Source organism: Blautia sp. LMAG:36, from assembly GCF_008680535.1.
GTDB lineage: Bacteria > Bacillota > Clostridia > Lachnospirales > Lachnospiraceae > Blautia_A > Blautia_A fusiformis.
In genome coordinates this window covers 734,956-761,769 of sequence record NZ_NALB01000003.1, presented here as the reverse complement: position 1 = coordinate 761,769, position 26,814 = coordinate 734,956, and the positions used below count along the sequence as shown (strand labels likewise).

The following is a 26,814-nucleotide window of genomic DNA, read 5'->3' as shown; positions in this document are numbered from 1 at the left end:
GATTAATCTGATAAGTTTCGTACAAATAATACCAATTCAAAAGTTATTTATCATTAACATTTATATTTTTTCTCACTTTAGCACAATTTCTGTTTGATAAACAAACACCTTCATATTTTTTTTGCAGACATACAATAACATCCATGTATATTCCCGCAATAAAAAAGCGCAGACGACATATTATCTGTCGTCTGCGCCTTTTTATTGCGAGAACCGCTTCGGTGAATCCTTACTCACCAATTAACCAATTGTACATTTCCTCATACTGACGTGCGGAATTGTTCCAGGAAAAATCTGCAGCCATCGCGCGATCTACCATTTTATTCCATTCACGTTTCTTGTCATAATATACACTCTCTGCATAACGGATCGTAGCAAGCATTTCATGTGCATTGTAATTTACGAAGGAGAATCCTGTTCCTGTTCCCTCGAATTCATTGTACGGGACAACTGTATCCTTCAGACCACCGGTCTCTCTGACGATCGGAAGAGTTCCATAACGAAGGCTCATCAGCTGGCTTAAGCCACATGGCTCAAATAGTGACGGCATCAGAAATGCGTCAGATGCTGCATAAATTCTGTGAGACATTGCCTCATCATAGTAGATCTGTGCAGATACCTTGCCATGATACTTCCAGTCAAAATGACGGAACATATTCTCATAACGTTCCTCACCGGTACCAAGAGCAACGATCTGAACCGCATCCTGACACAGTTCGTCCATGATATAAGCGATCAGATCAAATCCCTTCTGATCTGTCAGGCGGGATACAATACCGATCATCATAGCTTTCGGATCCTGCTCAAGTCCAAGATCTTTCTGAAGCTGGATCTTGTTCTTGATCTTCTCCTTGCGGAAGTTCTTTGCATTGTAGTTCTTGGTGATATTCGGATCTGTCTCCGGATTGAATTCATTGTAATCAATACCATTTACAATACCACGCAGGCTGTTGGCTCTCGCATTGAGAAGTCCGTCCAGCTTCTCACCATAAAACGGTGTCTTGATCTCTTCTGCATAGGTATTACTTACTGTGGTAATGGCATCTGCAAATACCATACCGCCCTTCAGGAAGTTTGCGTCCTTGTATGCTTCCAGTTTATCCGGCGCAAAGTAGTAATCGGAAAGGCCTGTGATATCCTTAACAGTCTTAACATCCCATACACCCTGAAATTTCAGGTTATGTATTGTCATAACAGTCTTGATTCCACGGAAGAATTCATTCTCCTGGAAAGAATCGTGAAGGTAAACCGGAACAAGTCCTGTCTGCCAGTCATGACAGTGGATGATATCCGGTCTGAATCCGATCACCGGAAGAACCGATAACACAGCTTTGGAAAAGAAAGCAAATTTCTCAAGATCCCATGGTGCACTATCATATGGTTTCGGACCGCTGAAATAATATTCATTATCAATGAAGTAAAACTGGATCCCGTCATACTGCATCTGCATAATGCCTACATAGCAGTTCTTAAATCCCAGATCCATATAAAAATGGGTCACATACTCCATTTTGTCTTTCCATTCCTGTTTCATACAGGCATATTTCGGTAAGATCACGCGTATATCAAAATATTTTTTGTCAAAGCACTTAGGCAGTGAGCCGGCAACATCAGCGAGTCCTCCTGTTTTGATAAAAGGTACTGCTTCTGATGTAGCAAACAGAATTTTTTTCATCTGTATTCCCCTCCCTGGGTACACCCGTTTTTATTTATGATTATACTCCAAAATTCATCTAATTTAAAGACCGATTTTTATATTCTAGTCTGATTTTATCTGCGATCAGTGCTATAAATTCAGAATTCGTGGGTTTCCCTTTTCCGGTGCTTACAGTATATCCAAACAATTCATCAATGGTATCCATCTTTCCCCGGCTCCATGCCACCTCGATCGCATGTCGGATCGCCCGCTCCACTCTGCTCGGTGTTGTCTGATGACGTTTCGCAATGGTTGGATATAATACCTTGGTAATGGAATTGAGCATTTCCATGTCATTGACAGACAAAATGATCGCATCCCTTAAATACTGATACCCCTTGATGTGTGCCGGAACTCCGATCTCATGAATGATATTCGTCACATCGGTTTCCAGATTCCTCTCCGGCTGAGGCTTTTTGGTTTCTGTGATACCTGGCCTTGCAATCTCCCGCACTCTTCTGTCCCCAATCTTCCGAATATGTTTGATCCGGTTTAAAAGTGTGGTGTTGTCAAAAGGCTTCAAAACATAATAGTCTGCTCCAAGACTGAATGCATCCTCTGTAATCCTCTCCTGTCCAATTGCAGATAATACGATAAACACTGGAACTTTTTTGACATTTGCGTTATGGGAAAATTTCTCCATAACGGAAAGGCCGTCCATCTTCGGCATAATGATGTCGAGAATCACCACATCCGGCTCCTTATCTTTGATTATATTACAGATTTCTTCTCCGTTGTGTGCTTTTCCGACCAGTTCAAGGTCTTTATCTTCTTCGATCATCTGACCGAGCATGTCTGTCATTTTCGCGTTATCATCAGCGATTGCAACATTTAATTTGTCCATGAGGACCCTCCTAACTTCTATCTCCTTGGGTTTCCAGACATACCCCCTGTCACCACGGCAGTAACCGACACTGTTAGCTGCCTGCGCTTTCCCCTTGCTGGCGACAAAATTATTATAGTGGAAATCCTGTAGTAAAATCAAGATAAAAGTAGTTATTTTATCACACTTTCGTACGATATTTTTCGATATTTTTTCTCTTATATATCACAAAATTCACCAAAATGCAGGTATTTCAATCTGTATCCGGCATTTTTCCCCATATAAAAAAGAGGCACTTTTCCCGGACTTTTTCCATGTTTTTGTGCCTCTTTCCTCAACTGCAGATTATGCATTGCCTGTCATATTTTCAATAAAAATCCCATATCCGCCGGTAGAATCCTGCACAAATACATGAGTCACGGCACCAAAGAGTTTTCCGTTCTGAAGCACAGGACTTCCAGACATTCCCTGAACGATCCCACCTGTTTTTTCCAGGAGTTCCTTATCTGTGATCTGGATCACGAAGCTCTTATTAGAATCCTCATGGTTCATATCGATCCTAGTGATCTCTGCGGCATATTCTTTTACTTCGCCGTCTGTGCAGCAGAGAACAGATGCGGGTCCAATTTTCAGATCCTGTTTGTAACCTACAGGAATCTTCTTCAGATCCAGATTTTTCACCTGATCAGCATCCACAGTTCCAAAAATGCCGTTTTTACTGTTTTCGGAAATCTCACCCAGGATATTGTCAGCTTTGTATCGGATCAGACCAGATAGTTCTCCGGGATTTCCTTTTTCTCCTTTCCGGATCCCCAGGATCTGGGCGTTGTAAAGATTTCCATCTGCGATACTTAAAAGTTCGCCGGTATCCACATCGCTGATCCCGTGGCCAAGAGCACCGAACCCTCCATTTTCGTCCACATAAGTCAGGGTTCCGATTCCCTGTGTATCGTCCCTCACCCAGATGCCAAGCTTATAGTTTCCTTTCTCATCTTTCACCGGCGTCAGGGACAGGGGAATCGTCTCTTTTCCCCGGCGGACCTTCAGTGTTACAGATTCTCCGCAAAGATCTGCAAGATCCTCCAGAAGATCCTGCTTGCACTGAATCCGGTTCTGATCAAAAGCCACAATATAATCTCCCGGCTTTACAATGTCCCGGGCCGGTTCTTCCATCTCACCACTTTCCGAAAGAATCTCGCCTGTATCAATGATCAGAACTCCTTTCGTCTGCATATAAATACCTACTGCATCTCCGCTTGCATATACTTCTTTTGCAGTTATATTTTTTACCTTCACATCCTTAAAAGGGATCACTCCCAAGAGTCTGCAGTGCAATTTATAGCTGTCTTTTCCTGAAACGGTGATCGCATCATCAAAGCTGATAAAAGGGCGTTTAAGAAGATTGGCTACTTCCCGGCTGTCCTCATGATCCACCAGAATCTGATCCGGGATTTTTCTGTCCAGAAGCCGGTAGCCCAGCCATCCCATCAGAATCAGATCCAGCGCAAGAAATACAAGGAGCCAACATCGGTATTTTCTTTTTCTGTTCATCTTACGTCACATCCTTTGTAATTTTCTGATACAAGCAAATCCCCACCCACTGCTTATTGCTTTTCGCAACTGAAGCAGGGGACTGACTTGATTCGGTTAAAAAAGAGGACCGACCTTTCGGCCGTCCTCTCTTAGTATGTAACGTATAAATTATTTCAGTCTTGTATTTTTTTGTTGCTGTGCCAATTCCTTCATCTCTCTTGCATTTCCAAGAACAGCCGGCGTGATCTGGGCACCGCCCAGAAGTCTGGCAAGCTCACGAACAGATTCCTCTCCTTCCAGAGGATGGATCTGAGTGATGGTTTCTGTTCCTTCTACATGTTTCTCAATCTCAAAATGGGTATCTGCCATTGCTGCGATCTGTGGAAGATGTGTGATACAAAGCACCTGCCTGTGCTGTCCGATCACTGCCATTTTTTCAGAGACCTTCTGTGCAGTACGCCCACTGATCCCTGTATCGATCTCATCAAAGATCAGTGTATCGATCTGATCTTTATCTGCAAGGATCGCTTTGATGGCAAGCATGATCCTGGAAAGCTCACCACCGGATACGATCTGTCCCAGCGGTTTTCTGCTCTCACCTGGATTTGTGGAAATCTCATATTCCACCGCATCATAACCATTATCTGTATAATTTTTCCTCCGGTCAAAACGGATAGAAAAATCCACATCCTCAAAATTCAGTTCCTTCAATCCTTCGATAATCTTTTCATCCAGCTGCTTACTGTATTCTTTCCGTATCTCTGAAAGTTCATGCGAAGCTTCCTCAAGAATCTTTTCTGCCTGCATAAGTTTTTCTTTCAGTAACCGGAAATTTTCTTCGAATCTTTGAAGTTTTTCTAATTTTTCCTGCTGTTCCTTCTGATAAGACAAAATTTCATGGATCGTCTGTCCATACTTTGCCTTCAGACTATTGATCAGATCCAGTCTTTTTTCTGTTTCAAAAAAAGTTTCTTCGTCAAAAGTCAAACTATCCATATAAGAGGACAGATCACGGCAGAAGTCACTGAGAAGTGAATCGATTTCCACAAGAGCTTCCTGTAAAGGTGCAAGATCCTTATCGTAATCTGCAATTCTTGAAAACTCTTTCAGGGCATTTCCGGTCATATCTGCGGCGCCCTGTTCATATCCGGTCATCCCACGAACCATTTGTGCTGTTTCCATGATCCTTCTGGCATTGCTCAGCTTCCGGTAGCGGTCCTCCAGTGTTTCGTCCTCTCCTGGAATAAGAGCTGCCTCCTCGATCTCATTGATCTCAAATTCCAGAAAGGCTTTTTCACGGTTGCGCTGTTCCTCATCCATATCCAGTGCTTTCAGCTGATCCACACAGTCCCGATACTCCTGATAAGCTTTCCGGACCTTCTCCCTGGCAGGAAGGATCTGTTCCTTTCCATATACATCCAAAATAGCCAGCTGGCGGTCTCCATAAAGAAGTGACTGATGCTCATGCTGTCCGTGAATGTCCAGAAGACAGGCTGCTGCTGCTTTCATCTGGCTGACAGTACTTGTCTCTCCGTTGATCTTGTTGATACTTCTGCCGTCCATGATCTTGCGGGACATCAGCACCTGTCCGTCTTCCGGATAGATGTCAAGCGCCGCAAGGGACTCTCTGGCTTTCGTGTTTTCAACCTGAAACAGCAACTCTACCAGGGCATAGGAAGCATTTTCACGAATCATGCTTCTGGAAGTTTTTCCACCAAGGATAAGCTGTATGGATCCTAACAGAATGGATTTTCCGGCTCCGGTCTCACCAGTTAAGATATTTAAGCCTGGTCCGAATTCCACCTCTGATTCCTCTATCAGTGCAAGATTTTTTACATGCAGATGTACTAACATTGATTTCCTTTCTGGTATAAAGCATTTACATATTCTGTCATTTTATTTTCCTCTGGATAAGATCCCGCCAAGCTTCTGAACTACACCCGGTGCCTGTTCAGAGGTTTTCACCACACACATAATGGTATCATCTCCGGCAATACATCCCAGGATTTCCGGCCATTTCATAGCATCAAGAGCTGCTGCTGCCGCCATGGCCATTCCCGGAATTGTTTTTACCACTACGATATTCTGTCCGATGTTCATAGCGATCACTGCATCTTTCAGAACTCTGGAATATTTATCACTTAACACATCCGGTGTATGTTCTTCCAGGATCGCATATCTGGACTTTCCGTTGCTGCCTGCAACCTTTGTCATTTTCAGAGCACGGATATCTCTGGATACGGTAGCCTGCGTAACCTTAAAACCGGCCTCATTTAGTCTTGCTGCAAGTTCTTCCTGTGTATCGATCTCGTACTGACGGATCAGTTCGATAATTTTTTCATGTCTTGCTACTTTCAAAATTGAACCTCCTGCATCAGCTGTTACTCATTTTCTGTCTCAGAACCTCCACAAAGCTCAGATGGTTCAGCTTGAGGATTTTTGTCCTGACTGTGGCTTTCCGGATCACGATCCGGTCACCGGTGACCATGGATATCTGGGTATCCCCGTCGAAAGAGGCCACCGCTTTCTCAATGGTATTATGTCTTCCCTCACCGATCTCTACTGTAACTGCCTCTTCCCCGGAAAGAATGATACTTCGGGTGTTCATGGTATGGGGAGCGATGGGGGTCATGATCATCATACTGGCACTGGGAGAAACCACGGGACCTCCCGCTGACAGACTATATCCGGTAGAACCGGTCGGAGTGGAAATGATGATACCATCTGCATTGTATGAATTCATATATGCATCATTAACATAATTCTTGAAACGGATCACACGGAGATGTCCTTCTCTTCCGATCACAATATCATTTAATGCGATATCTTTTCCAATAAGTTCTTCTCCCCGATAGATCTTTCCTTCCAGCATCATACGATCTTCCAGCTCATAGTCATCTGACAAAAGCCGATCCAGAGCCGGATACACGGAATTTTTATCCACCTCGGCAAGAAATCCCAGAGTTCCCAGATTGATTCCAAGAAGAGGGATATCCAGATGCACCACATCCCTTGCAGCCTGCAGAAGTGTTCCATCTCCACCCAGTACAATAATGCACTGTGTATCCTGCGGAATCCCATCCGGGTCCGTATAATGATACGGTCCTTCCATTTTTTCGGTGATCTTCTGCACATGACACCTGGCACCATGCTTCTCCAGATAGGCAATGATCCTATTAGAAAATGTCAGTTCCGGATCCTTGGCACTGTTTGGAATTATATAAAATCTGTCCATATTGCTTCAGTCCTTTCCAAACATCAGTCCAGCTGTCCGTGGGCTTCCTTTACCACATCCTCTACGGATACGTCAAGACTCACAGGTACTTCTGTTCCTTCCGGATGTTTTTTCAGATGAAGGAGATATTCAATATTTCCTTCAGGTCCCTTGATGGGAGAAAAGGAAAGATGACAGGGCTCCATAAAAATGCTCATGGCATAATCTCTGACTTTCTCAATGACTTCTTCATGGACCTTCGGATCACGGACAACGCCTTTTTTTCCGACTTTTTCTCTGCCGGCCTCAAACTGAGGTTTGATGAGACATACGATCTCTCCGTCCTCTGTGAGAAGGTTTCTTACAGGAAGAAGCACTTTTGTAAGGGAGATAAAAGAAACATCGATCGAAGAAAATGCTGCCGGACCTTCCAGATCTTCCGGTACCACATAGCGGATATTTGTTTTTTCCATGCATACAACTCTTGGATCATTCCTGAGTTTCCAGTCCAGCTGTCCATATCCCACATCAATGGAATAGACTTTGACCGCTCCGTTCTGAAGCATACAATCTGTGAAACCGCCGGTGGATGCGCCTACATCCATGCACACCTTATCCTTCAGCGTCACGCCAAAATTTTTCATGGCTTTTTCCAGCTTCAGTCCGCCTCTGCTGACATAAGGAAGAGTCTTTCCTCTTACCTCCAGCTTGGCAGTCTCAGCAAACATGGAGCCAGCCTTGTCTTCCTTCTGACCGTTGACATATACTTCCCCGGCCATGATATACGCTTTTGCTTTTTCGCGTGACGGTGCAAGTCCCTGTTCCACCATCATGATATCCAGTCTTTTTTTCATATTATCCTCCAACAGCCCGGCTCTTTATGTGCCGGGCTGTAAAATGCCTCACAGCTTCGTATTCTTCTGCAAAGGCTATGTCCTTTATTTTCTGTTATTCACAAGATTTTCCCAGCTCTGTTCTACCGCATCCAGGATTCCCTGTACATTTAAACCTATTTTCATTCGCTGACGGTCCACCGTTCCATGCTCAATAAAATGATCCGGTATTGCCAGTGGAAGAACTCTTACTTCCGGATGACAGGCTTCCATATAAGCAGATACATGTTCTCCGAACCCACCGCTTTTTACATTCTCCTCCACAGTGACCAAAAGACTGTGGTTCTGCGAAAGCCGATCAAGAAGCTCTGTATCCAGAGGCTTTACAAAACGGACATTGACAAACGTAGCTCCTGCTATTTTGTGATCTCTTATCTCTTCACAGACCTTCTGACAGACAGAAACCATGCTGCCAACCCCGAGAACTGCAATCTCACTGCCTGGAGTGATCACTTCACTTCTTCCCTTCTTAAGTGGCTCATGACATTCTTCCATATCGGTACATGCCGATCCTTTCGGATATCGGATCGCACAGGGACCATCCAGCTCTTCTACTGCAAATTTCAACATCTCCTCAAGCTCTTTTCCATTCTTGGGAGCCATAACTGTCATATTGGGAATCATGGACAGATAGGAAAAATCAAAGCATCCATGATGTGTTTCACCATCTGCTCCGACAAATCCTGCCCTGTCAATGGCAAAGATCACATGAAGATCCTGCATACATACATCGTGAAGGATCTGATCGATCCCTCTCTGCAGGAACGAAGAATATACCGCAAAAACCGGGATCATTCCCCCAAGTGCCATGCCTGCCGCAAAGGTTACTGCATGTTCTTCCGCAATACCCACATCAAAAAAACGCTCCGGGAATTTCTTCCGGAATCGGTTCAGTCCGGTTCCATCTGGCATAGCAGCTGTAATAGCAACTACTTTTTTGTTCTTCTCTGCCAAAGAACATATTGCACCGGAAAAATGATCCGTATATGTCGGCGCTGTTTTTGCTGCAAGAGGTCTGCCACTCTGGATGTCAAAAGGACCTGTTCCGTGAAAACGCTCCGGATGGGAAGATGCCGGTCCATAGCCTCTGCCTTTTTCTGTAAGGACATGGACAACAACCGGTCCCTCCACTCTCTTTGCCTCATTAAAAAGCTTCATCATCTGGCGCATATTATGGCCATCTACCGGTCCCAGATAAGTCAGCCCCATATTTTCAAAAAGCATTCCGGGAATGATCAACTGCTTGATGCTGCTCTTGGTCTTTCGGACCGTATCTACCACGGCGGTTCCAACATGGGGAATCTTTTTGAGTGTTTTTGTCACGCCGATCTTCATTCCTGTATAAGTCTCAGCTGTACGCAGAGCGCTTAAATAGGTGGACATTCCTCCTACGTTCTTGGAAATAGACATGTTATTATCATTGATGATAATAATAAAATTAGTCTTCAGCTCAGCCGCATTGTTCAATGCTTCATAAGCCATCCCACCGGTAAGCGCACCATCTCCGATCACGGAAACCACATGGTATTTCTCTCCCATCAGGTCTCTGGCACGGACATAGCCAAGTCCTGCGGAAATGGAATTGGAACTGTGTCCGGTATCAAACGAATCACAGTCACTTTCATTCCTTTTTGGAAAACCGCTTAAACCTCCTTCTTTACGAAGATCCTTAAAGCCGTCTTTTCTTCCTGTAAGGATTTTATGTGTATAAGCCTGATGTCCCACATCCCAGATCAGCTTATCCTGTGGAAGATCAAGCACATTATGCAGAGCAAGAGTCAGCTCCACCACACCCAGATTGGATGCCAGATGGCCACCTGTCTCACTTACACTCTGGATCAAAAAGCTCCTGATTTCCTCGGCAAGACGCGGAAAATCCTCCAATGAAACTTTATGAATATCATTTGGCTTTTTAATTTTTTCCAGAATCATTTGTACCCTTCCTTTGTTCTTTCTATTTCCTGCGGCTGACAAGACTTTCCACAAGAAGATCCAGAAATCCGTTCTTCCTGTCAAGGTCGTCTAAAAGTTCTACCGCATGGTCAGAAAGTTCTTTAACCCTGCTGGCTGCTGCCGGGGCTCCAACAAGGCTTACATAGGTAACCTTGTTGTTTTTTTCATCACTGTGGATCGGTTTTCCCAGTTCCTCCTGGGTACTGGTCACATCAAGGATATCATCCTGGATCTGAAAAGCCAGCCCGATGTTTTCTGCAGCCTGCTCCACAACCTTAAGTTCTTTCTCAGATGCCCCTGCCAGCACAGCACCGGTCATCATGGAAGCCTCGATCAATGCGGAGGTCTTGTTTTTGTAAATATAATCCAGCATCTTGTGTTCCAGAGGTTTCCCATCATTCTCCACATCAACACTCTGTCCACCAAGCATACCGTTGATGCCGGTCTTATCTGCAATGATCCGCATGGCGGCTATCACACGGTCTTTATCCCCGGTCAGATCAAAGGCGGAAAGCATCACTTCGTAAGCCCTGTTAAGGAGTGCCACGCCGCTTAAAACACCCATGGCTTCTCCGTATACTTTATGTGTGGTCAGCCTTCCCCTTCGGTAATCATCGTTATCCAGTGCAGGGAGATCATCATGGATCAACGAATGTGTATGGATCATCTCCATAGCCGCCATAAAAGGCTCACAAAGCTTATCCTTTCCTCCAAACAGCTCGTAGGTTTCCCTGATCAGGATCGGGCGAAGTCTCTTTCCACCTGCCGTCATACTGTAATTCATGGCCTCTGCCATGGTTTTTGCAAAACCGGATTCTTCCGGAAGATATTCCCGGATCACATGTTCTGCTTCTTCTGTTCTTCTTTTCAGTTCTTCTTTAAAATTCACGAAATGTCCCATCCTCATTCATCTGAAGCATCTTTTTTTCTACAGTATCCAGTCTTCCGTTCAGATCCTTTAGGAGCTCCATTCCCTGTCTGTAGAGGCGGAAAGACTCCTCAAGAGGTGTTTCTTTATCCTCCAGCTTCCGGGCAAGCAGATCAAGCTCCCCAAAAGTATCTTCTATGGATTTCTCTTCTTTCTTTGCTTCTGCCATTATCGCTCTTCCTTCCTGATGCGATCCGCAACTGCTTCTATGACTCCATCGGTTACTGCAATGGAGATCCTGTCACCTTTTTTTATCTGACTGATCTCTGTCACCGCATGTCCGCCTAAGTCGGACACAAATGCATATCCTCCATTTAGCTTTCTTAATGGAGAAAGTCCCTCAAACCGCTGGATCCATATTGCCAGTTCATGTCTTTTCTCTGTAAGCTTTTGTTCCATGGAAGAACGCAGGCATTCCTCCAGCTCCGATGCATACTGACGTTTTTCACGTAACATGGACTCCGGGCTCAGATACTGGAATCTGTTCTCATAGGCCTTAAGTTTTGCGGCAAAAAGTTCTGTCTTACTGTTCATGGCACGCTGCAGACGGTCTCCGTACATATGAAAGCTCTCCAGAACACTGCGAAAATCATCCACTGCCAGCTCTGCTGCAGCAGATGGTGTAGGTGCCCGCAGATCTGCTACAAAATCCGCAATGGTAAAATCCGTCTCATGTCCCACTGCCGAGATCACCGGTGTCCTGCACTCAAAAATAGCACGGGCAACGCTCTCCTCGTTAAAGGCCCAGAGATCTTCAATAGAGCCACCTCCACGGCCGACGATGATCACGTCCACCCCTGCTTCATCCAGCATCCGGATTCCCTTTACGATACTCTGCGCCGCTCCCTCTCCCTGCACAAGTGCCGGATAAAGGATCACCTGCAGATATGGATTCCTTCTGCCTGCAATATTGCGGATATCCTGTACTGCTGCACCAGTAGGTGCTGTCACCACGCCAAGGGTATGAATAAAATGAGGAATGGGCTGCTTATATTCCTGGGCAAACATCCCCATATCCTCAAGTTCCTGTTTCAGTGCCAGATACCGCTCATAGAGGGCACCAGCACCCTCCAGTGTGATCTCTTTTGCATAAAGCTGATAACGCCCGTCTCTCTCATATACGTCTACAATTCCGCCTGCAACTACCTTATCCCCGTCCTTCATGCGAAAAGCAAGACCCCTACGGTGTCCCGCAAACATCACACAGCTTAATGTGCCTGTTTCATCCTTCAGGGAAAAATAAATATGTCCGCTGGTATGGTATTTACAGTTGGATACCTCTCCCTTTACATAGACTTTCCGGAGAAAGTAATCCTGGGTAAACATATTTTTGACATAATGGTTTACCTGACCGACAGAATAGACATTTCTCATGCGTTCTCTTCCGGGGCTTCTGCTGCCTTCTCTTCTGTATCAGCAGTCTCCTCCTCGTTTTTCTTCTCATCCTTCTCAGATGCGATCTTACCCAGTACTCCATTTACAAAGGAGCCGGAAGCATCTCCGCCAAATCTTTTGGCAAGTTCTACCGCTTCGTTGATAGCTACTCCTGTCGGTACGTCTGCATCATATTCCATCTCATATACTGCCAGACGAAGTGCCGCAAGATCCACACGGCTCATACGCTTTGTCTTCCATCCACGGCTTGCACTGTTCAGCTGTGCATCGATCTCTTCCAGATGTTCTTTCACATGTGCGTACTTCTTCTTCATATATTCCTGGTCCTGTTCTGAAAGTTCTCCAAGACCTTCAAAATAAAGAGAGAGCTGTTCTGTCATCTCTTCTTCTGAATTAAACTCTGTCATAAACATAAGTTTAAATACATGTTCTCTCTGTTCTCTTCTTCTCATAATTTCCTCCTAAGACGGAAAAAAGGAAAGGTTTACTTTCCTTTTTCGTTCTCCATATCCACGCTGGCAATATGAATATTTACATCTGCAACCTCAAGTCCTGTCATATTCTCAATAGCGGATTTAACCTTCTCCTGAACCTTCTTGCTTGTCTCAAGAATGTTTCTGCCATACTCGATATTCAGTGACAGATCCACGGTAACGACTCCTTCCAGAATGGTTACTCTCACGCCCTTGGACAGATTCTTCTTTCCAAGTTTACTTACCAGCTCATTGGTGATATTTCCTGCCATGGAAGCAACTCCATCCACATCTGTTGCTGCAAGTCCTGCAACGATCGCAACAACTTCATCTGCAATGTGAACTTCACCGATTCCGCCCAAATCCTGTATCTTATATGTTGTTCTTTTTTCTGCCATGGGAAACCCTCCTACGGATATAATATTTTTGTTCGTAATTTTATACTATTATATCAAAAAAAGTTATGAAATAAAAGGGCTTATTTACTGAATTCTGTCAGTACCAGATCAGGGTTTCTGTCCTCAACCATGCCAACACTCCATGCATTGACAAAGAGCAGCAACGGATTTCCCTTAAGGTCTGTGACTTTCTTCATATCAGAAGTTCCCACGATCTTGTCTACTTTTACAGTCTCCTTGTTGGCAATCCAGCGGATATGCTCATATGGAAGTGTTTCCAGGCGGATATCTACATTATACTCATTCTCCAGACGGTATTTCAGGACATCAAATTGCAGGATACCTACAACACCCACAATGATCTCTTCCATACCGGTGTTAAACTCCTGGAATATCTGGATTGCACCTTCCTGAGCGATCTGGTTGATACCTTTTACAAACTGTTTTCTCTTCATGGTATCGATCTGACGCACACGTGCGAAATGCTCCGGCGCGAAGGTCGGGATCCCCTCAAAGGCAAATTTCTTTCCAGGTGCGCAGATGGTATCTCCAATAGAAAAAATACCCGGGTCAAAGACACCGATGATATCACCTGCATACGCCTCCTCCACAACATGACGGGATTCTGCCATCATCTGCTGCGGCTGAAGAAGTCGCATCTTCTTGTCTCCCTGCACATGATAAACCTCTTTGGTCGCATCAAACTTGCCTGAACAGATCCTCATAAATGCGATACGGTCTCTGTGAGCCTTGTTCATATTCGCCTGAATCTTAAATACAAAGGCTGAAAAATCATCACTCATAGGATCTACCGGTCCGCAGTCTGCAGTTCTCGGAAGCGGAGAAGTGGTCATCTTCAGGAAATGCTCCAGAAATGTTTCCACACCAAAGTTGGTAAGAGCAGAACCGAAAAATACCGGTGTCAGCTGTCCTTTGCTGACCTCTTCCTGAGAAAACTCCGCGCTTGCACCATCCAGAAGCTCGATTTCTTCCATCAGCTGCTCTTTCTGCTCAGGATCCATGACATCATCTGCACGGGGATCATTAATATCAATCTCTTCTATCACACCTTCCTTGGTGCCCTTCTGTGTATCGGAAAAGGTAAGGATCTTCTTTGTATTACGATCAAACACACCCCGGAATTTCTTACCGGAACCGATTGGCCAGTTGATCGGACAGGTTGCAATACCAAGCTCTTTTTCGATCTCATCCAAAAGATCAAAAGTATCGTTGGCATCTCTGTCCATCTTATTGATAAAAGTAAAGATCGGAATGTGTCTCATAACACAGACCTTGAAAAGCTTACGGGTCTGTGCCTCAACACCCTTGGATCCATCGATGACCATAACTGCTGAATCCGCAGCCATCAATGTACGGTAGGTATCCTCGGAGAAATCCTGATGTCCAGGTGTATCCAGAATGTTTATACAATATCCGTCATAATGGAACTGAAGAACGGATGAAGTAACGGAAATACCTCTTTCCTTCTCGATCTCCATCCAGTCTGATACTGCATGGCGGGCCGTAGCCTTACCCTTTACACTTCCGGCCAGATTGATGGCCCCTCCATACAGCAGAAATTTTTCTGTTAATGTTGTTTTACCAGCATCCGGATGAGAGATGATGGCAAATGTTCTTCTTTTTTCTATTTCTTTCGTATACTTCGACACGTGAGCCTCCTGTATATTCTCTGATATCTCTATTTTACTATAACCTTTCCTATTCTAGTATAGACAAGGCTTTGCTGTCAAGGCAATTCAGTCGTAAATTCCCTCTGTATCAATAGTCTGATCGTTCTGGATATCTGCAGCCGTCTCTGCGTCCTCAGATGTTTGATCCGCCGAATCGCTTTCCACAGATGCAGCGGTATCCTGCACCTCCTCACCTGTACTTTCCGCATTATCCTCTGCACCTCCCGTATTTTTTTCAGCTTCATCTGCAGTATTTATGACATCCGATGCATTTTTACTTTGACTCAGAGGCGTGATCACAATGCTCTCTGCTGCCACACCGGTTTTCCTCTTTACAATATCCTCGATCTGTGCACGTTTTGCATCCTCCAGATCTGCATCCGGCACCACAACATCCGCAGTTTCACCCGTTAGATTTACGATCACATTTTCAAAGCCCTTCGCCTCCAGAAGAAGCTCTGCAGCCGCCTCTTTTTCTGTAAGATCTGTCATGGAAACCATTGTGTTAATAGCATTCTGTTTTTCCTCTTCGCTGATGTCTTTATTACTGATGATCGCCTGCAGGTCCGCTTTGTTCTGGGAACGCACCTGCTCCCTGCTGACTTTTGCCTGTGCTGCAAAATCCGAAGCACCGGTAAGTACGGCCTCGCCCGGGGATGCGGTATCCATCACCTCCGACTGGGTTGTGCCATCTGCCCCGTTCTCATCCAGAAGGGCTGTTTCATCGGTCAGGTCATAATCCACGTCATCCAGGATACTGCTGCTGTCTGTACTCGTCTCCTTATCCTTAAATCCCAGATCCACATCTGCGAAATTCAGATATCCGGCCACAGCAATGAGAATGGCCAGCGAGGTGATGATTACCTGATTTTTCTTCATGATCTTTTTCACTTCTACTCTCCTCATTTCATTTTCATTATTCTAATTTTATTAGCGTCGATCTGAAATAATGCCATAATTGCCTGCTGAATATTCTGGACTGTCACTGCGCTGCCTGCTCCCTGAGCCGCCACCAGCACACCGGTAACTTCATTTTTGCTGCTTATGGAAAAGTTTTCCGTATTTCCCTCATCCCCGGTCATAATGATCACTTCCACTTCTCCGACTCCTTCCACATTGGAAAGCAGTTCCTCAAGGCGGCTCTCCAGGCGGGTTTTCTCCGCATTCTGATCCTCTGCTGTTTTACTGTTCTTTCGGGTTACCGGAAGTCCTGCCACCAGAAGAAGGATTCCCAGAAGAAGGAAAACTCCCCACTCCTTCCATCCCATCCTCAGAAGCCAGGATCTGATACTGTCCTTTCCTGAGTCCGCAGATTCTTTCGAGCTCATTTTTCACCGCCTCCCTCTGTTTTTCTGTGACTGTTCCATAAAGTGTTATGGTCAGCTGAAGCTCTTTCTCCATATCTACTTCTGTTTTTGCCGAAAAAACCCCTTCTTTCCTGAGGATACCCTGAACCTGATCCTTCAACTCCTGTTCATATGCTCCTTTAAGAAATGTTTCCCTTATTCCTTCTGCTTCTGTCTTCATACGTACCTGTTCTTCTCTCCCATAATTATTGCTGAATCCGGACAGAAGTTCTTCACTTTTTCCCACTACGGCAAATATAGGCGTACAGATCAAAAGCACCAACAGAAGCCCCATAAACAGCCGTATATACTGCTCATAACGCTTATCAGGCAGAATATGCAGAAGTGCTGTAGTAAGTACATGAAAAAAAGCCAGGCTTTTCATCCACTGATAAAGTTCTGTTCTCATCCCAAGCCTCCTCCTGCCATCAGGATCAGAAATGTAAGCATACATAAAATTTCCGCAGTAAACAGGATTCTCATCAGAAGTGCACATCCCTCTGCCATGGTGCCAAAGGCTTCTACCAGCCGTTTGTCTGATACAGGCTGCGCCGCAGCCGCCAGAAAGCGATAGGTCAGTGACAAAAGTCCATATCGGACCAATGGCCCCGCCCCCACCGCCAGGATTACCAGTAAAAGCGCAATGCCCAGACTGTTTCTTACAAGAACAGCTGTGGTAAGGACCAGTTCCGTAACTGCATTTACCGCGCTCCCGATCCCAGGAAGAGCACCTGCAGTTTTTCCCACAGCACTCCGCTTCAGAGAATCCATTACCGGAGCTACAAGCCCACGCACCACCTGCAGTCCTGCTGCCACTCCAAGTAATGTCCGAAGCCCCCAGGAGATCACAGTCTCGATCAGCTCAGCCATTTTTCCCAGCATTTCTTCCCTGGAAAGATGATTTACAAATTTCAGAAGAATATATAAACTCACTCCGGGAAGCAGTACTCGTTCCAGGATCCATTGAAAAAGCCACACCAGAAGCAATACTCCCTGATAAAAAGCAGCTGCACTGGATGCACCTGACGCTGCTGCCACTGCCATAAAATACACCGGTGAAAGTTCCTTCATAAACTCCGTGATCCACGCAAGCATTGAAAGCAGTGATGCACTCAAACCGGAAAAACTGTTCATCAGAAGAGTAAAAACAAGAAGATACACCACATAAAAACTGATCTCTCCCACCTGCCCGTTATCAAAGGCACCGGCAAACCCGGAAAAAACGGCAGCGAACAACAGCAGAAGCAACAACTTCACGATCAGCTCTTTTTCTCTTTCAATACCATAAAAAAGGAGACTGTGCAAAAATTCCCGCACACTCTCCTCCGAAAGCACCTCTTCCCCTGACAACAGTCTGTGAAACGCTTCTGCAACAGAAAATGTTTTTTCTCCAAGCATCTCATCTACCATGGACTGCAGGTCGGTAAGCTCCATCTGATCTGTGATCTGTTGTTCCGCCGAAGAAGCATAAACGATCACACCGCCAAAACAGCTTATAACTACAGCCAGAAACAGGGCTGCACAAATCTCTGACCAATATCTTTTCATGCAAGAAATCCCTGTATGGTATCCAGCAGTGCCAGAAGAACCGGCATACTTAAAACCATTACAGATAACCGGCAGAACAGTTCGATCTGTGCACCAGTGGATGAATATCCTGCATCTCTGCATATACCGGATGAAAATTGTCCGATATAGGTGATCCCGATCATCTTCAGCAAAGTAGTAATATAGCTTCCATCAATCGGAAGACTCTGTTTCAGTCTCTCCAGAGACTGGAACAGATAGCTGATCTTCCCTACCGCTAATCCCAGTATCACAAGACCTATTCCCATCGTAACAAGGCTTACATACTCCGGTGCACGGTCTTTCAGAAGAATCCCCAGAAGAACCCCCGCTGTTCCCAGAACAGAAATCTTCAGAATATCCACGGTTCTTTCCCTCCCCTACAGTACAAAAAGCTGCTGGATATTTTTAAAAAGCTCATAAATATACGGCACGATCCAGAACAGTACTAAAAGAAGTCCTGAAAAACTCACCAGAAAAGCCTGTTCCTCCCTTCCGCTATGTTTCAGGATCTGAGAAAGAACAGAGACCAGGATCCCTACTGCACCGATCTTAAATATGATACTGACCTCCAAATGATCCCTCCTTTTCTTCTGAAAGCCTGTCCTTCTTACTACTGTCTGATAAACAATACTATACCAAGAGAACCGCAAGCAGCAGGCCTCCAAGAATCCCAATTCCCTGGTACAGTTTTTTCTTTCCGGAAACCTCCGCTTTCCGCTTCAATATCTCTGCTTCCAAATTATTTTCATACAGGGAAAGCTGTCGCATCTGCATTTCCAGATCCATATAGCCCAGATATTCTCCGAAAGAAAAAAAAGCGTCCTTTTCCCCATGGGTAAGGCAGCTTTTTTTCAGGGCGCTTTCCGCACATTCCCTGCATATCTGTGAAAGTTTTTCTCCTGTTCCCGCTTTCATCCTGTCCGCGGCACTGATGAGAAACTCTCTGTATTTTCCATTCATTCTTCCTGCTGCTCCATAAAAAGCATCCGGCAGTGATGCATTCCCGCAGCGGATCTCGCCTTTCAGGCAGATCACCATCTGAAGCAGTTTTTCCAGTATACGAATCTGCTCCGAAAGTCTCATACTTCCGGAAAATCCCATTCCGGCTCCTGCCGCCACTACCAGAATACATCCTACAATCCGGTACATAGGCATTTCCCATTTTCATCATAGATTCCTTCCACGATTCCTGCACGTTCATGCTTTCCCAGAAAAATATATCTCTGGAAAACCCGCGCTTCCCACAATTTCCGGAAAAACGGCTGGGATAATGTTTCTTCCATGGAAGCTCCATGTGCAGTTGCGATCAGACGACATCCACAATGGATAACTGATTCCACAGCCTTGAAATCTTCTTCTTTTCCAAGTTCATCCACAGCAACCACAACCGGCGACATTGACCGAATCAGCATCTGCATCCCTTCTGCTTTCGGACAGCCGTCCAGGATATCCGTACGCATTCCAAGGTCATTCTGAGGGATCCCCTGGTAGCATCCGGCCAGCTCACTGCGCTCATCGACTACTCCTACCGTAACACCAGAAATATTTCCCCATCCATTACTCATCTGCCGGATGATATCCCGAAGAAGCGTGGTCTTCCCACATCTGGGCGGAGAAACGATCAAGGTATGCATGATCTGCTCTCTTGTCTGGATATATGGCAGCACTTCTTCTGCACATCCCTGGATCTCATGTGCCAGACGGACATTGATGCAGGAAATATATTTCATCCCACGGATACGGTTTCCGTCCAGGATCACCTTTCCGGTAACTCCTACACGATGCCCACCCTGTACACTCAAAAACCCCTGGCGAATCTCATCTTCATAAGCATACAGGGAATAGCCGCTGACATACTCCAGTGTTTCCTTAAGATCCTCCCGCGTAACCAGATAAGGTTCTGTATCTTTTTGCCGGAGGAAACATTCTCCCCCATCATAAGTGAGGAACAGAGGTCTTCCCACGCGGAGACGTATCTCATATAATTTATCATAATCAAGGTCTGCATCCACCAGAAGCTGGCGGACATTACTGGCAAACAGGTTCTGGATCTGGTTTGCGTCCATGTTTTCACCTCTTACACTTAAATATATTGCGGACATGCCGGATTTAGTACCTGTTGTCTTTTTTGATGCTCTCTCGTTTTTTCTTTATTCCGACAGAAAAAAAAGACTTTCTTCTTCGTCATAGGTCTCCATCTTCGAAAGATTCAGCTTCAGGACCCGATCCACAATATTTACGGAGGACGCACGGTATGCATAGGCACAGGATTCAAACATCACATAAAGACTGTCACCCTCCACCACGATCTGTTCCAGTCGTTCCGGAAAACGATAAGTTCTGGCAGAATTCTCGTTTACATACAAACGCTTATCGGATTGTTCATAAAACACCAGCCTGGATGGCAGGATTCCAAAAGAATGAGAGATCAAAAGCTTATCATTATAAAAAGCAATTCCCTGAACCTGCTCCGATATGGTGGAATAATCCAACGGAACTGCCATTTCAAAATCCATGCCCAGTTTCTCGTCCATGGTATTGATCAGTTTTCCCTCTTCGTCAACTCCGTATCGTGCAATTACACTTTCGTTATATTTTTCAAAGCAGCCTACATACAGACATCCCTTATAAAAGGTCATAAAAGAATCTCTCACGATCCCATAAAGACTGACTATCTGGAAAGTATCCACCGGCAGATGGCTGTCATCATAATCGTAGGCTTCTATTGTATCCATCTTTATACTCACTGCCTGTGCGATCCCGTTGATATTGGAGGAATACCATAATAACTTATGCTCCGGGTCATAGGCAAGTCCTCCCACATGAGGCTGTCCAGGCAGTATCACTTCTTTAATAAAATTATGTTTTTCCTTATCGATCACATAAATGACCGAATTATGTTTCTGTGTGCTGCAGTAAGCGCTGACCAGCACATAATCCTCTGTAACCGCCAGTCCCTGAGGCGTCATGGACGTACACATGGCAGGAGTGGCACCCTTTTTTGTGAGCAGCGTCCTGGTATTCTTCAGCCCGGGAATGACATATGTTCCATATTCCTTCTCTTTTTCTCTCCCATCAAAGGCAAAATAAGAGAAATCCTCTTTCTGGGAAAGCATCTGTTTCTGTCCCCGCAGTGTATACACTGCAGCACCTCGGTTTGTCACCACAGCTTTTGTGGGCAGCTCAGTTTTTGCACGGTAAACAAATGCATATAAAAAATAACATATGCACAGCACAAAAACAACTGCCAGGATCTTCAGAATGAAAATCCTGAAGCTGCGTTTCATCTCTTTGTTCATTTCATCGTCTCTATTTGCTATCTCAAAATGATGTCTTCGTATTCAAATCGTAATTCCAGGCTGTCTCTGGACCAGATTGCACCACTGTATCCCGGTTCCAGCTCCAGCATTATGTAATTTCCCTTATCCATGGAAATCGTACGCAGATCCCTGGACAGTCCCTCTCCGGTCCATTTGATATATGCCTCTCTCAAAACCCACTGGGCAAAAAAGGCTTTCTCCATATCATCTGCATCCAGGATTTCCCGTATCATATCTGCCGGCACCATTCTTTCAAGGAGCCGTTCGTAATTTACCTTCTTGTGGATCTGCACATCAATGCCCACCTCTTCTCCGGCAAACAGACACATCACATATTTTCCGGAATGTGTGATATTATAATGAATTCTTGGAAGCAGGGTAAAAAACGGTTTCCCATGTTCCCCCTTTGACCGAGGCTCAAAAGCAAGCTTCCGTCCAAATTCCCGCTCAAGTCCGATTTCCAGAAGCTTTTCCCCGATCATATGCTCCATGTTCTTGCCGTTATATTCATCTCTGATCTTCGTATAATAAATAATCCCATTCATAATCCGGCCTCCTCAAGAAAACGGGACGGTTCCCGTTCCTTCTCATACTGCTGTCTTACATAATACAGGCAGAGTTTCTTCTTTGCCCGTGTCATACCAACGTAGAAAAGCCTCCGTTCTTCCTCCAGATGTGCCTCCAGGACTGCCTTCCGATAAGGCATGCTACCTTCATTTACATTCATGATATATACATTGTCATATTCCAGACCTTTGACCGCATGAAGAGTGGATATCACCACTCCTTCCCGTTTCACATCCTGTTTCTTCGCCTGTTCTTCCAGCTTTCTGGTATACTCGTCCATATAGGCCATCCATTCTTCCAATGTTTTCATTCCTCTGGCACTTTCATGGATCCGGTTCAGGGTTTCCATAAGCTCTTCCGGTTTTATTTTACGATACCTTGCATATTCCTGCAAGTATTCTTCGTATCCCATGCCATTCCGGATAAAATTAATAGCTGCATAAGGGGCCATAGTCTTTAAGATCCGAAGATGTGTCTCCATCGTTGTGATCCTGTCACACATCCAGTCTTTGTCTTTGTAAAACTCTCCCAATGCTTTAAAATCAACGTTTTTTTCTGTCAGAGCGTCTCTGGCTATGTATCGGTTTGGCCGGTTCATGATCTCCAGAAATGTACTGCGGCTCCGGTCTCCTTCTGCCATTTTCAAATAAGCGATCATATTCCGGCAGATCCAGTGTCGGAACAGGTTGGGCAGTTTTTCCTTCATAGTGAAAGGAACCCCATACTCCATCAACGCAGCGACCAGTCCTTCGGTTTCCTGATTAGTCCTGAAAAGCAGCGCTGTATCTTCAATATTATCCCCTTCTTCCATCCGATTCCGCAGCAGGCCTGCAACTGCCATATATTCGTCTCTGGGATTTCGAAATTTTTTTATCTGCACCGGCTCTCCCGGTTCATTTGGTGTGGAAAGTTTTTTCACATAACGGTTTTCGTTATGATTGATCACCTTCATGGCTGTATCCAAGATATTTCCACTGCACCGGTAATTGATATTCAGGATCACCGTCTCCGCATTTTTAAAATCTTCCGGGAAATTCAGCATGATCTCCGGGCGAGCGCCACGAAAATGATAGATAGACTGATCATCATCTCCCACCACAAACAGATTGTTCTCCGGTGCTGCCAGCATCTTCACGATATCATACTGAAGATGATTGATATCCTGAAACTCATCCACCAGAATATAGTGAAACTTTTTCTGCCATGCAGACAGGATATCTTTTCGTTTTTTCAGAAGTTCATAACAGCTCAACAGCATATCATCAAAGTCAAGTTTTCTTCTTTCATTCAGGACTTTTCGATATCCCTGAAAGATCTGTCGGAACACTTCATCCGGGCAGCAGGAAGAATAATAATGCTCCAGAGCGATCCTTCCACCCTTTACAACACTGATCTCCTTGGCAATATCTTCCACAAAATCCCCTTCCTGGGACTGTTCTGCAGCACAGTTTACCACCAGTTCTCTTAAGATCGCATATTTTTCTTCTTCTGACAGGATATTTCCTCCATTCAGACCATAAGCCTGTTTGAGGATCCCGTAAAACACTCCGTGAAAAGTCCCGAAAGTAACGCCGGTTCGCTGAACACCGGTAAATTTCAGAAACCGTTCTTTCATTTCCACTGCTGCTGCCCTGGAAAAAGTCACAACAAGAACAGAGGAAGCCGGTATCTTCCCTTCCTGGATCATATGTGCTGTTCTTTCTACTATGACGGAAGTTTTCCCCGAACCGGGGCCTGCCAGAACCATCATAGGTCCTGACAGGTGGGCGATTGCCCTTTTCTGAGATGGATTTCGTTTCATAACTGGATTATCGATCACACTCTTATTTATTTTCAAGCTTTTCGATTGCTGCATGTACACGTTTCAGTGTCTCTTCCTTGCCAATGATCTCCATGATCTCTGTTGCACCGGCCGGTGTCATCTGCTTGCCGGATACTGCTGTACGAAGCGGCCACATAACATAACCATTCTTATATCCGTGCTCCTTTACAAAAGCGCTTAAAGATGCATACAGCGGATCATTGGTATAATCCTCCTGTGCTTCCAGTACCGGAAGCACTTCCTTGAGAACTGCAAGAGAAGTCTCCTCTGTTGTTTTCATCTTTTTGTGGCGGTACATCGCACTGTCATACTCCGGAACTGCCTCAAAGAAATCTACAAGCTCCGGAATATCCGGGAATACTTCAATTCTGGTCTGAACCATTCCTGCAATCTTCTTAAGATCAAAGTCTTTTTTCAGAACTTCTTTCAGATACGGAAGTGCTCTCTCATAGAATGCCTCCGGATCCATCTTCTTGATATACTCACCATTCATCCATTTCAGCTTGGCAATGTCAAAAACTGCCGGTGATTTGTTGATATGATGATAATCAAATGCCTCCACAAGCTCCGGAAGAGAAAAGATCTCACGGTTGTCTGCCGGGCTCCATCCAAGGAGTGCAACATAGTTGATCACTGCCTCTGTCACAAATCCCTGATTGATCAGATCTTCATAGGAAGAATGTCCACATCTCTTGGAAAGCTTCTGATGTGTCTCGTCTGTGATCAGCGGACAGTGAACATAGGTCGGGATTTCCCATCCGAATGCCTCATAAATACGATTATACTTCGGTGAAGAGGAAAGGTATTCGTTACCTCTTACAACATGTGTGATTCCCATAAGGTGATCATCAATTACATTTGCGAAGTTGTAGGTCGGATAACCGTCAGATTTGATCAGGATCAAATCCTCCATCTCCTCATTGTTAACGGTGATATCTCCGTAAATAACATCATGGAATGTAGTGGTTCCCTCTGTTGGCATATTAAAGCGGATAACATGCGGCTCACCTGCATCCAAACGGCGCTGAACCTCTTCCTTGGAAAGATGGAGACATCTCTTGTCATAAATAGAGATCTCCTTACCTGCAACAGTACGTTTCATGCTTTCCAGTTCTTCCTTGCCGCAGAAGCAGTAATATGCATCTCCCTGCTCAATAAGCTGTTTGGCATATTTCAGATACATGCCTGTTGCCTGACGCTCGCTCTGTACATACGGGCCAAATCCGCCATCCTTGTCCGGTCCCTCATCATGGAGAAGTCCTGTTTTCTCAAGAGTACGGTAGATGATATCTACAGCTCCCTCCACATAACGTTCCTGGTCTGTATCTTCAATACGGAGGATAAAATCTCCGCCTTCATGTTTTGTGATCAAATAAGCATAAAGAGCTGTTCTTAAATTACCCACATGCATTCTTCCTGTAGGGCTCGGTGCAAATCTTGTTCTGATCTTTGTCATTTCTTTTCTCCTCGTTTTTGTTGTTTCTCTTTATAGGTGCTATTATATACCCAAATCCTTCAAAATGTCCATAGGTTTTCCGGCGGAATACCCTACCATCCCTCTCATGTATCTTCGCATATACAAAAAAATCCTCTGAGACACTGTCGTCCCAGAGGATCCTAGATTTCTGCTTATGCTTCTACGCCTTTGTTCTTAAGATAATCGATCACATCTCCAACTGTGTTCAGATCTGTAAGCTCCTCTGCCGGGATCTCAACATTGTACTCATCCTCAAGAGCCATGACCAGTTCAAACAGGTCAAGAGAATCTGCACCAAGATCATCCTTGAAAGATGTCTCCGGTGTGATTGTAGATGCCTCACAATTTAACTGCTCTGCAAGCATTTCTTTCATTTTTTCTAACATGTCTTATTCTCTCCTTTAATCGTTACAGATCGAATCTGTTTCCTCTTTTTGAGCAAAGTATATAGTCTGCAAAAACAGTTGTCAAGAGGATTTTCCCAAAAAATGGCTCCAGAGCAAAAATATTTTGATTTTAAAACTATTTTACTCTTGAAATTTTATCTGACGGGCCACGCTGAGAGCTATTGCCATCTCCAGCATCAGGAACACAATGGACGTTCCTCCGTAACTGATAAAGGGCAAGGTAACACCTGTATTGGGCATCAGATTCAATACAACAGCAATGTTAAGGATCACCTGCAGCGCAATATGTATAAAAATCCCGGTAACGATCAGTGAGCCAAACAGATCCGGTGCATTCTGCGCAATAAAAAACAACCTGTACAAAAGATATCCGAACAGGATCAGTACAAAAATCCCTCCGAAAATTCCAAGCTCCTCACAGATAATGGAAAAGATCATATCATTTTGTGCTTCCGGAACACTTCCAAGCTTCTGGATACTATTTCCAAGCCCGCGGCCAAAAAGCCCTCCGGAGCCAATGGCATACAATGCCTGCAGCGTCTGATAACCGCCTTCATCGGAATATTTCTCAGGCTGAAGCCATACAAGTACTCGCATAACACGGAAGCTGTCACTATTCTTGGTCGTCGCAACCAGAAAAAGTACTCCGATCACAATAAGGATCACTCCTGCCGCTGCCACAGCAATAAACGGACGCATATCCGGATGTGCCACAAACACCATTCCAACTGTTATTCCCAGAATGATCATGGCTGTACTCAGGTTATCTGTAAGTATATAAGCCGCAAGCGCAAGTCCTGCCCCCGGAAGTCCCAGAATCATACAGCTCTTTAAAGTTTTCACCTTTCGTCCCATTTTTCCGATCATGTAAGCCATCATGATAATAACCGCGATCTTTGCCAGCTCGGCAGGCTGAAAGTTGATCGGTCCGATATACAGCCATCTGGTAGCACCATGAGAGGAATGTCCCAGCGGAGTCCGCACAAGTCCCATAAGGATCAGCGAAGCCACATACAACGCAGTTGTAAAAGGAAGAAGGATATGATAATCCAGTATTTTTGAAATAAATAACGCTCCGATCAGACATGCTGCACTGATCAGTGCCTGTTTCTTAAAATAAAACATATCGTTGCCATAATTCACTTCTGCCATATATGAACTGGTGCTGTAAAGCATGACCAGTCCAAAGCACACCAGCAGTACAATAACAGCTACCAGATTATAATCATAATAATCAGATTTCTTATTCTGCTTTTTTCTGTTAAGCAGAGTTTTTTTCATTCTATCACCATCGCTTTCTGTATCTGCG

The 26,814-nt window shown here is 44.8% G+C and carries 27 protein-coding genes and 1 pseudogene; all 28 read right to left on the bottom strand.

The genetic code is table 11. The features are described 5' to 3' along the window. Positions 1–229: 229 nt before the first annotated feature. Complete coding sequence (gene glgA / locus CCC17_RS03740) at positions 230–1,675, bottom strand: glycogen synthase GlgA (protein ID WP_015524465.1); 1,446 nt, start codon at positions 1,673–1,675, stop codon at positions 230–232. Positions 1,676–1,733: 58 nt separating this feature from the next. Continuing rightward, positions 1,734–2,540, bottom strand: a complete 807-nt coding sequence (gene spo0A, locus CCC17_RS03735) for a sporulation transcription factor Spo0A (protein ID WP_015524464.1) — start codon at positions 2,538–2,540, stop codon at positions 1,734–1,736. Positions 2,541–2,864: 324 nt separating this feature from the next. Continuing rightward, positions 2,865–4,070: a SpoIVB peptidase gene (spoIVB, locus tag CCC17_RS03730; RefSeq protein ID WP_287082516.1), complete on the bottom strand. Its 1,206-nt coding sequence runs from the start codon at positions 4,068–4,070 to the stop codon at positions 2,865–2,867. Positions 4,071–4,220: 150 nt separating this feature from the next. Next, positions 4,221–5,906, bottom strand: a complete 1,686-nt coding sequence (recN, locus tag CCC17_RS03725) for a DNA repair protein RecN (RefSeq protein ID WP_173741012.1) — start codon at positions 5,904–5,906, stop codon at positions 4,221–4,223. 42 nt (positions 5,907–5,948) lie between these two features. Then, positions 5,949–6,410, bottom strand: a complete 462-nt coding sequence (argR, locus tag CCC17_RS03720; protein ID WP_021650687.1) for an arginine repressor — start codon at positions 6,408–6,410, stop codon at positions 5,949–5,951. Positions 6,411–6,426: 16 nt separating this feature from the next. Beyond that, complete coding sequence (locus CCC17_RS03715) at positions 6,427–7,287, bottom strand: NAD(+)/NADH kinase (protein ID WP_015524460.1); 861 nt, start codon at positions 7,285–7,287, stop codon at positions 6,427–6,429. Positions 7,288–7,310: 23 nt separating this feature from the next. Then, entirely contained in the window at positions 7,311–8,120 is an 810-nt protein-coding gene (locus CCC17_RS03710; RefSeq protein ID WP_015524459.1) for a TlyA family RNA methyltransferase, read from the bottom strand. A gap of 84 nt (positions 8,121–8,204) precedes the next feature. Then, positions 8,205–10,091, bottom strand: coding sequence for a 1-deoxy-D-xylulose-5-phosphate synthase (gene dxs, locus CCC17_RS03705; protein WP_173760678.1), 1,887 nt, complete (start codon positions 10,089–10,091; stop codon positions 8,205–8,207). Positions 10,092–10,113: 22 nt separating this feature from the next. Beyond that, positions 10,114–11,001, bottom strand: a complete 888-nt coding sequence (locus CCC17_RS03700; protein ID WP_059085483.1) for a polyprenyl synthetase family protein — start codon at positions 10,999–11,001, stop codon at positions 10,114–10,116. Then, positions 10,991–11,209 (bottom strand): exodeoxyribonuclease VII small subunit, encoded by a 219-nt coding sequence (gene xseB, locus CCC17_RS03695; RefSeq protein ID WP_021650691.1) that lies wholly within the window; start codon positions 11,207–11,209, stop codon positions 10,991–10,993. Before xseB ends, CCC17_RS03700 begins: the two co-directional genes overlap by 11 nt. Next, a complete protein-coding gene (xseA, locus tag CCC17_RS03690) occupies positions 11,209–12,414 on the bottom strand; it encodes an exodeoxyribonuclease VII large subunit (RefSeq protein ID WP_059085482.1) in 1,206 nt (401 codons plus the stop codon). Before xseA ends, xseB begins: the two co-directional genes overlap by 1 nt. Then, positions 12,411–12,887, bottom strand: a complete 477-nt coding sequence (gene nusB / locus CCC17_RS03685; protein WP_015524454.1) for a transcription antitermination factor NusB — start codon at positions 12,885–12,887, stop codon at positions 12,411–12,413. Before nusB ends, xseA begins: the two co-directional genes overlap by 4 nt. A gap of 32 nt (positions 12,888–12,919) precedes the next feature. Continuing rightward, complete coding sequence (locus CCC17_RS03680; protein ID WP_015524453.1) at positions 12,920–13,306, bottom strand: Asp23/Gls24 family envelope stress response protein; 387 nt, start codon at positions 13,304–13,306, stop codon at positions 12,920–12,922. Positions 13,307–13,386: 80 nt separating this feature from the next. After that, complete coding sequence (locus tag CCC17_RS03675) at positions 13,387–14,976, bottom strand: peptide chain release factor 3 (protein ID WP_059085481.1); 1,590 nt, start codon at positions 14,974–14,976, stop codon at positions 13,387–13,389. A gap of 306 nt (positions 14,977–15,282) precedes the next feature. Continuing rightward, positions 15,283–15,888 (bottom strand): annotated as a pseudogene (locus CCC17_RS03670) (SpoIIIAH-like family protein); the annotation flags it as partial. A gap of 11 nt (positions 15,889–15,899) precedes the next feature. Next, entirely contained in the window at positions 15,900–16,214 is a 315-nt protein-coding gene (locus CCC17_RS03665; protein WP_021650696.1) for a stage III sporulation protein AG, read from the bottom strand. Beyond that, complete coding sequence (locus CCC17_RS03660; protein WP_158526435.1) at positions 16,180–16,752, bottom strand: stage III sporulation protein AF; 573 nt, start codon at positions 16,750–16,752, stop codon at positions 16,180–16,182. Before CCC17_RS03660 ends, CCC17_RS03665 begins: the two co-directional genes overlap by 35 nt. Continuing rightward, positions 16,749–17,891, bottom strand: coding sequence for a stage III sporulation protein AE (locus CCC17_RS03655; RefSeq protein ID WP_173733881.1), 1,143 nt, complete (start codon positions 17,889–17,891; stop codon positions 16,749–16,751). The genes CCC17_RS03660 and CCC17_RS03655 overlap by 4 nt, the downstream gene beginning before the upstream one ends. Further along, positions 17,888–18,274, bottom strand: coding sequence for a SpoIIIAC/SpoIIIAD family protein (locus CCC17_RS03650; RefSeq protein ID WP_022426372.1), 387 nt, complete (start codon positions 18,272–18,274; stop codon positions 17,888–17,890). The genes CCC17_RS03655 and CCC17_RS03650 overlap by 4 nt, the downstream gene beginning before the upstream one ends. 15 nt (positions 18,275–18,289) lie before the next feature. Beyond that, a complete protein-coding gene (gene spoIIIAC, locus CCC17_RS03645; protein ID WP_021650700.1) occupies positions 18,290–18,484 on the bottom strand; it encodes a stage III sporulation protein AC in 195 nt (64 codons plus the stop codon). 58 nt (positions 18,485–18,542) lie between these two features. Then, the gene (locus CCC17_RS03640; RefSeq protein WP_021650701.1) at positions 18,543–19,061 is read right to left on the bottom strand and encodes a stage III sporulation protein AB; all 519 of its coding nucleotides are present in this window, start codon (positions 19,059–19,061) and stop codon (positions 18,543–18,545) included. Then, positions 19,046–19,978 carry a stage III sporulation protein AA gene (gene spoIIIAA / locus CCC17_RS03635; protein ID WP_015524435.1) on the bottom strand — a complete coding sequence of 311 codons (933 nt, stop codon included), beginning with the start codon at positions 19,976–19,978 and terminating at the stop codon, positions 19,046–19,048. The genes CCC17_RS03640 and spoIIIAA overlap by 16 nt, the downstream gene beginning before the upstream one ends. An 84-nt stretch (positions 19,979–20,062) precedes the next feature. Further along, positions 20,063–21,211 (bottom strand): YncE family protein, encoded by a 1,149-nt coding sequence (locus CCC17_RS03630; RefSeq protein ID WP_021650703.1) that lies wholly within the window; start codon positions 21,209–21,211, stop codon positions 20,063–20,065. A 17-nt stretch (positions 21,212–21,228) separates the two neighbouring features. Beyond that, positions 21,229–21,777 carry a 4'-phosphopantetheinyl transferase family protein gene (locus CCC17_RS03625; protein ID WP_015524433.1) on the bottom strand — a complete coding sequence of 183 codons (549 nt, stop codon included), beginning with the start codon at positions 21,775–21,777 and terminating at the stop codon, positions 21,229–21,231. Next, on the bottom strand, positions 21,774–23,600 hold the full coding sequence (locus tag CCC17_RS03620; protein WP_287082559.1) for an ATP-dependent helicase: 1,827 nt from the start codon (positions 23,598–23,600) through the stop codon (positions 21,774–21,776). The genes CCC17_RS03625 and CCC17_RS03620 overlap by 4 nt, the downstream gene beginning before the upstream one ends. A 22-nt stretch (positions 23,601–23,622) precedes the next feature. Beyond that, positions 23,623–25,077 (bottom strand): glutamate--tRNA ligase, encoded by a 1,455-nt coding sequence (gltX, locus tag CCC17_RS03615; protein ID WP_195656924.1) that lies wholly within the window; start codon positions 25,075–25,077, stop codon positions 23,623–23,625. Between the two features lie 173 nt (positions 25,078–25,250). Continuing rightward, positions 25,251–25,484: an acyl carrier protein gene (gene acpP, locus CCC17_RS03610; RefSeq protein WP_015524431.1), complete on the bottom strand. Its 234-nt coding sequence runs from the start codon at positions 25,482–25,484 to the stop codon at positions 25,251–25,253. Between the two features lie 141 nt (positions 25,485–25,625). Then, positions 25,626–26,786, bottom strand: coding sequence for an FtsW/RodA/SpoVE family cell cycle protein (locus tag CCC17_RS03605; protein ID WP_092070471.1), 1,161 nt, complete (start codon positions 26,784–26,786; stop codon positions 25,626–25,628). Positions 26,787–26,814 lie beyond the last annotated feature (28 nt).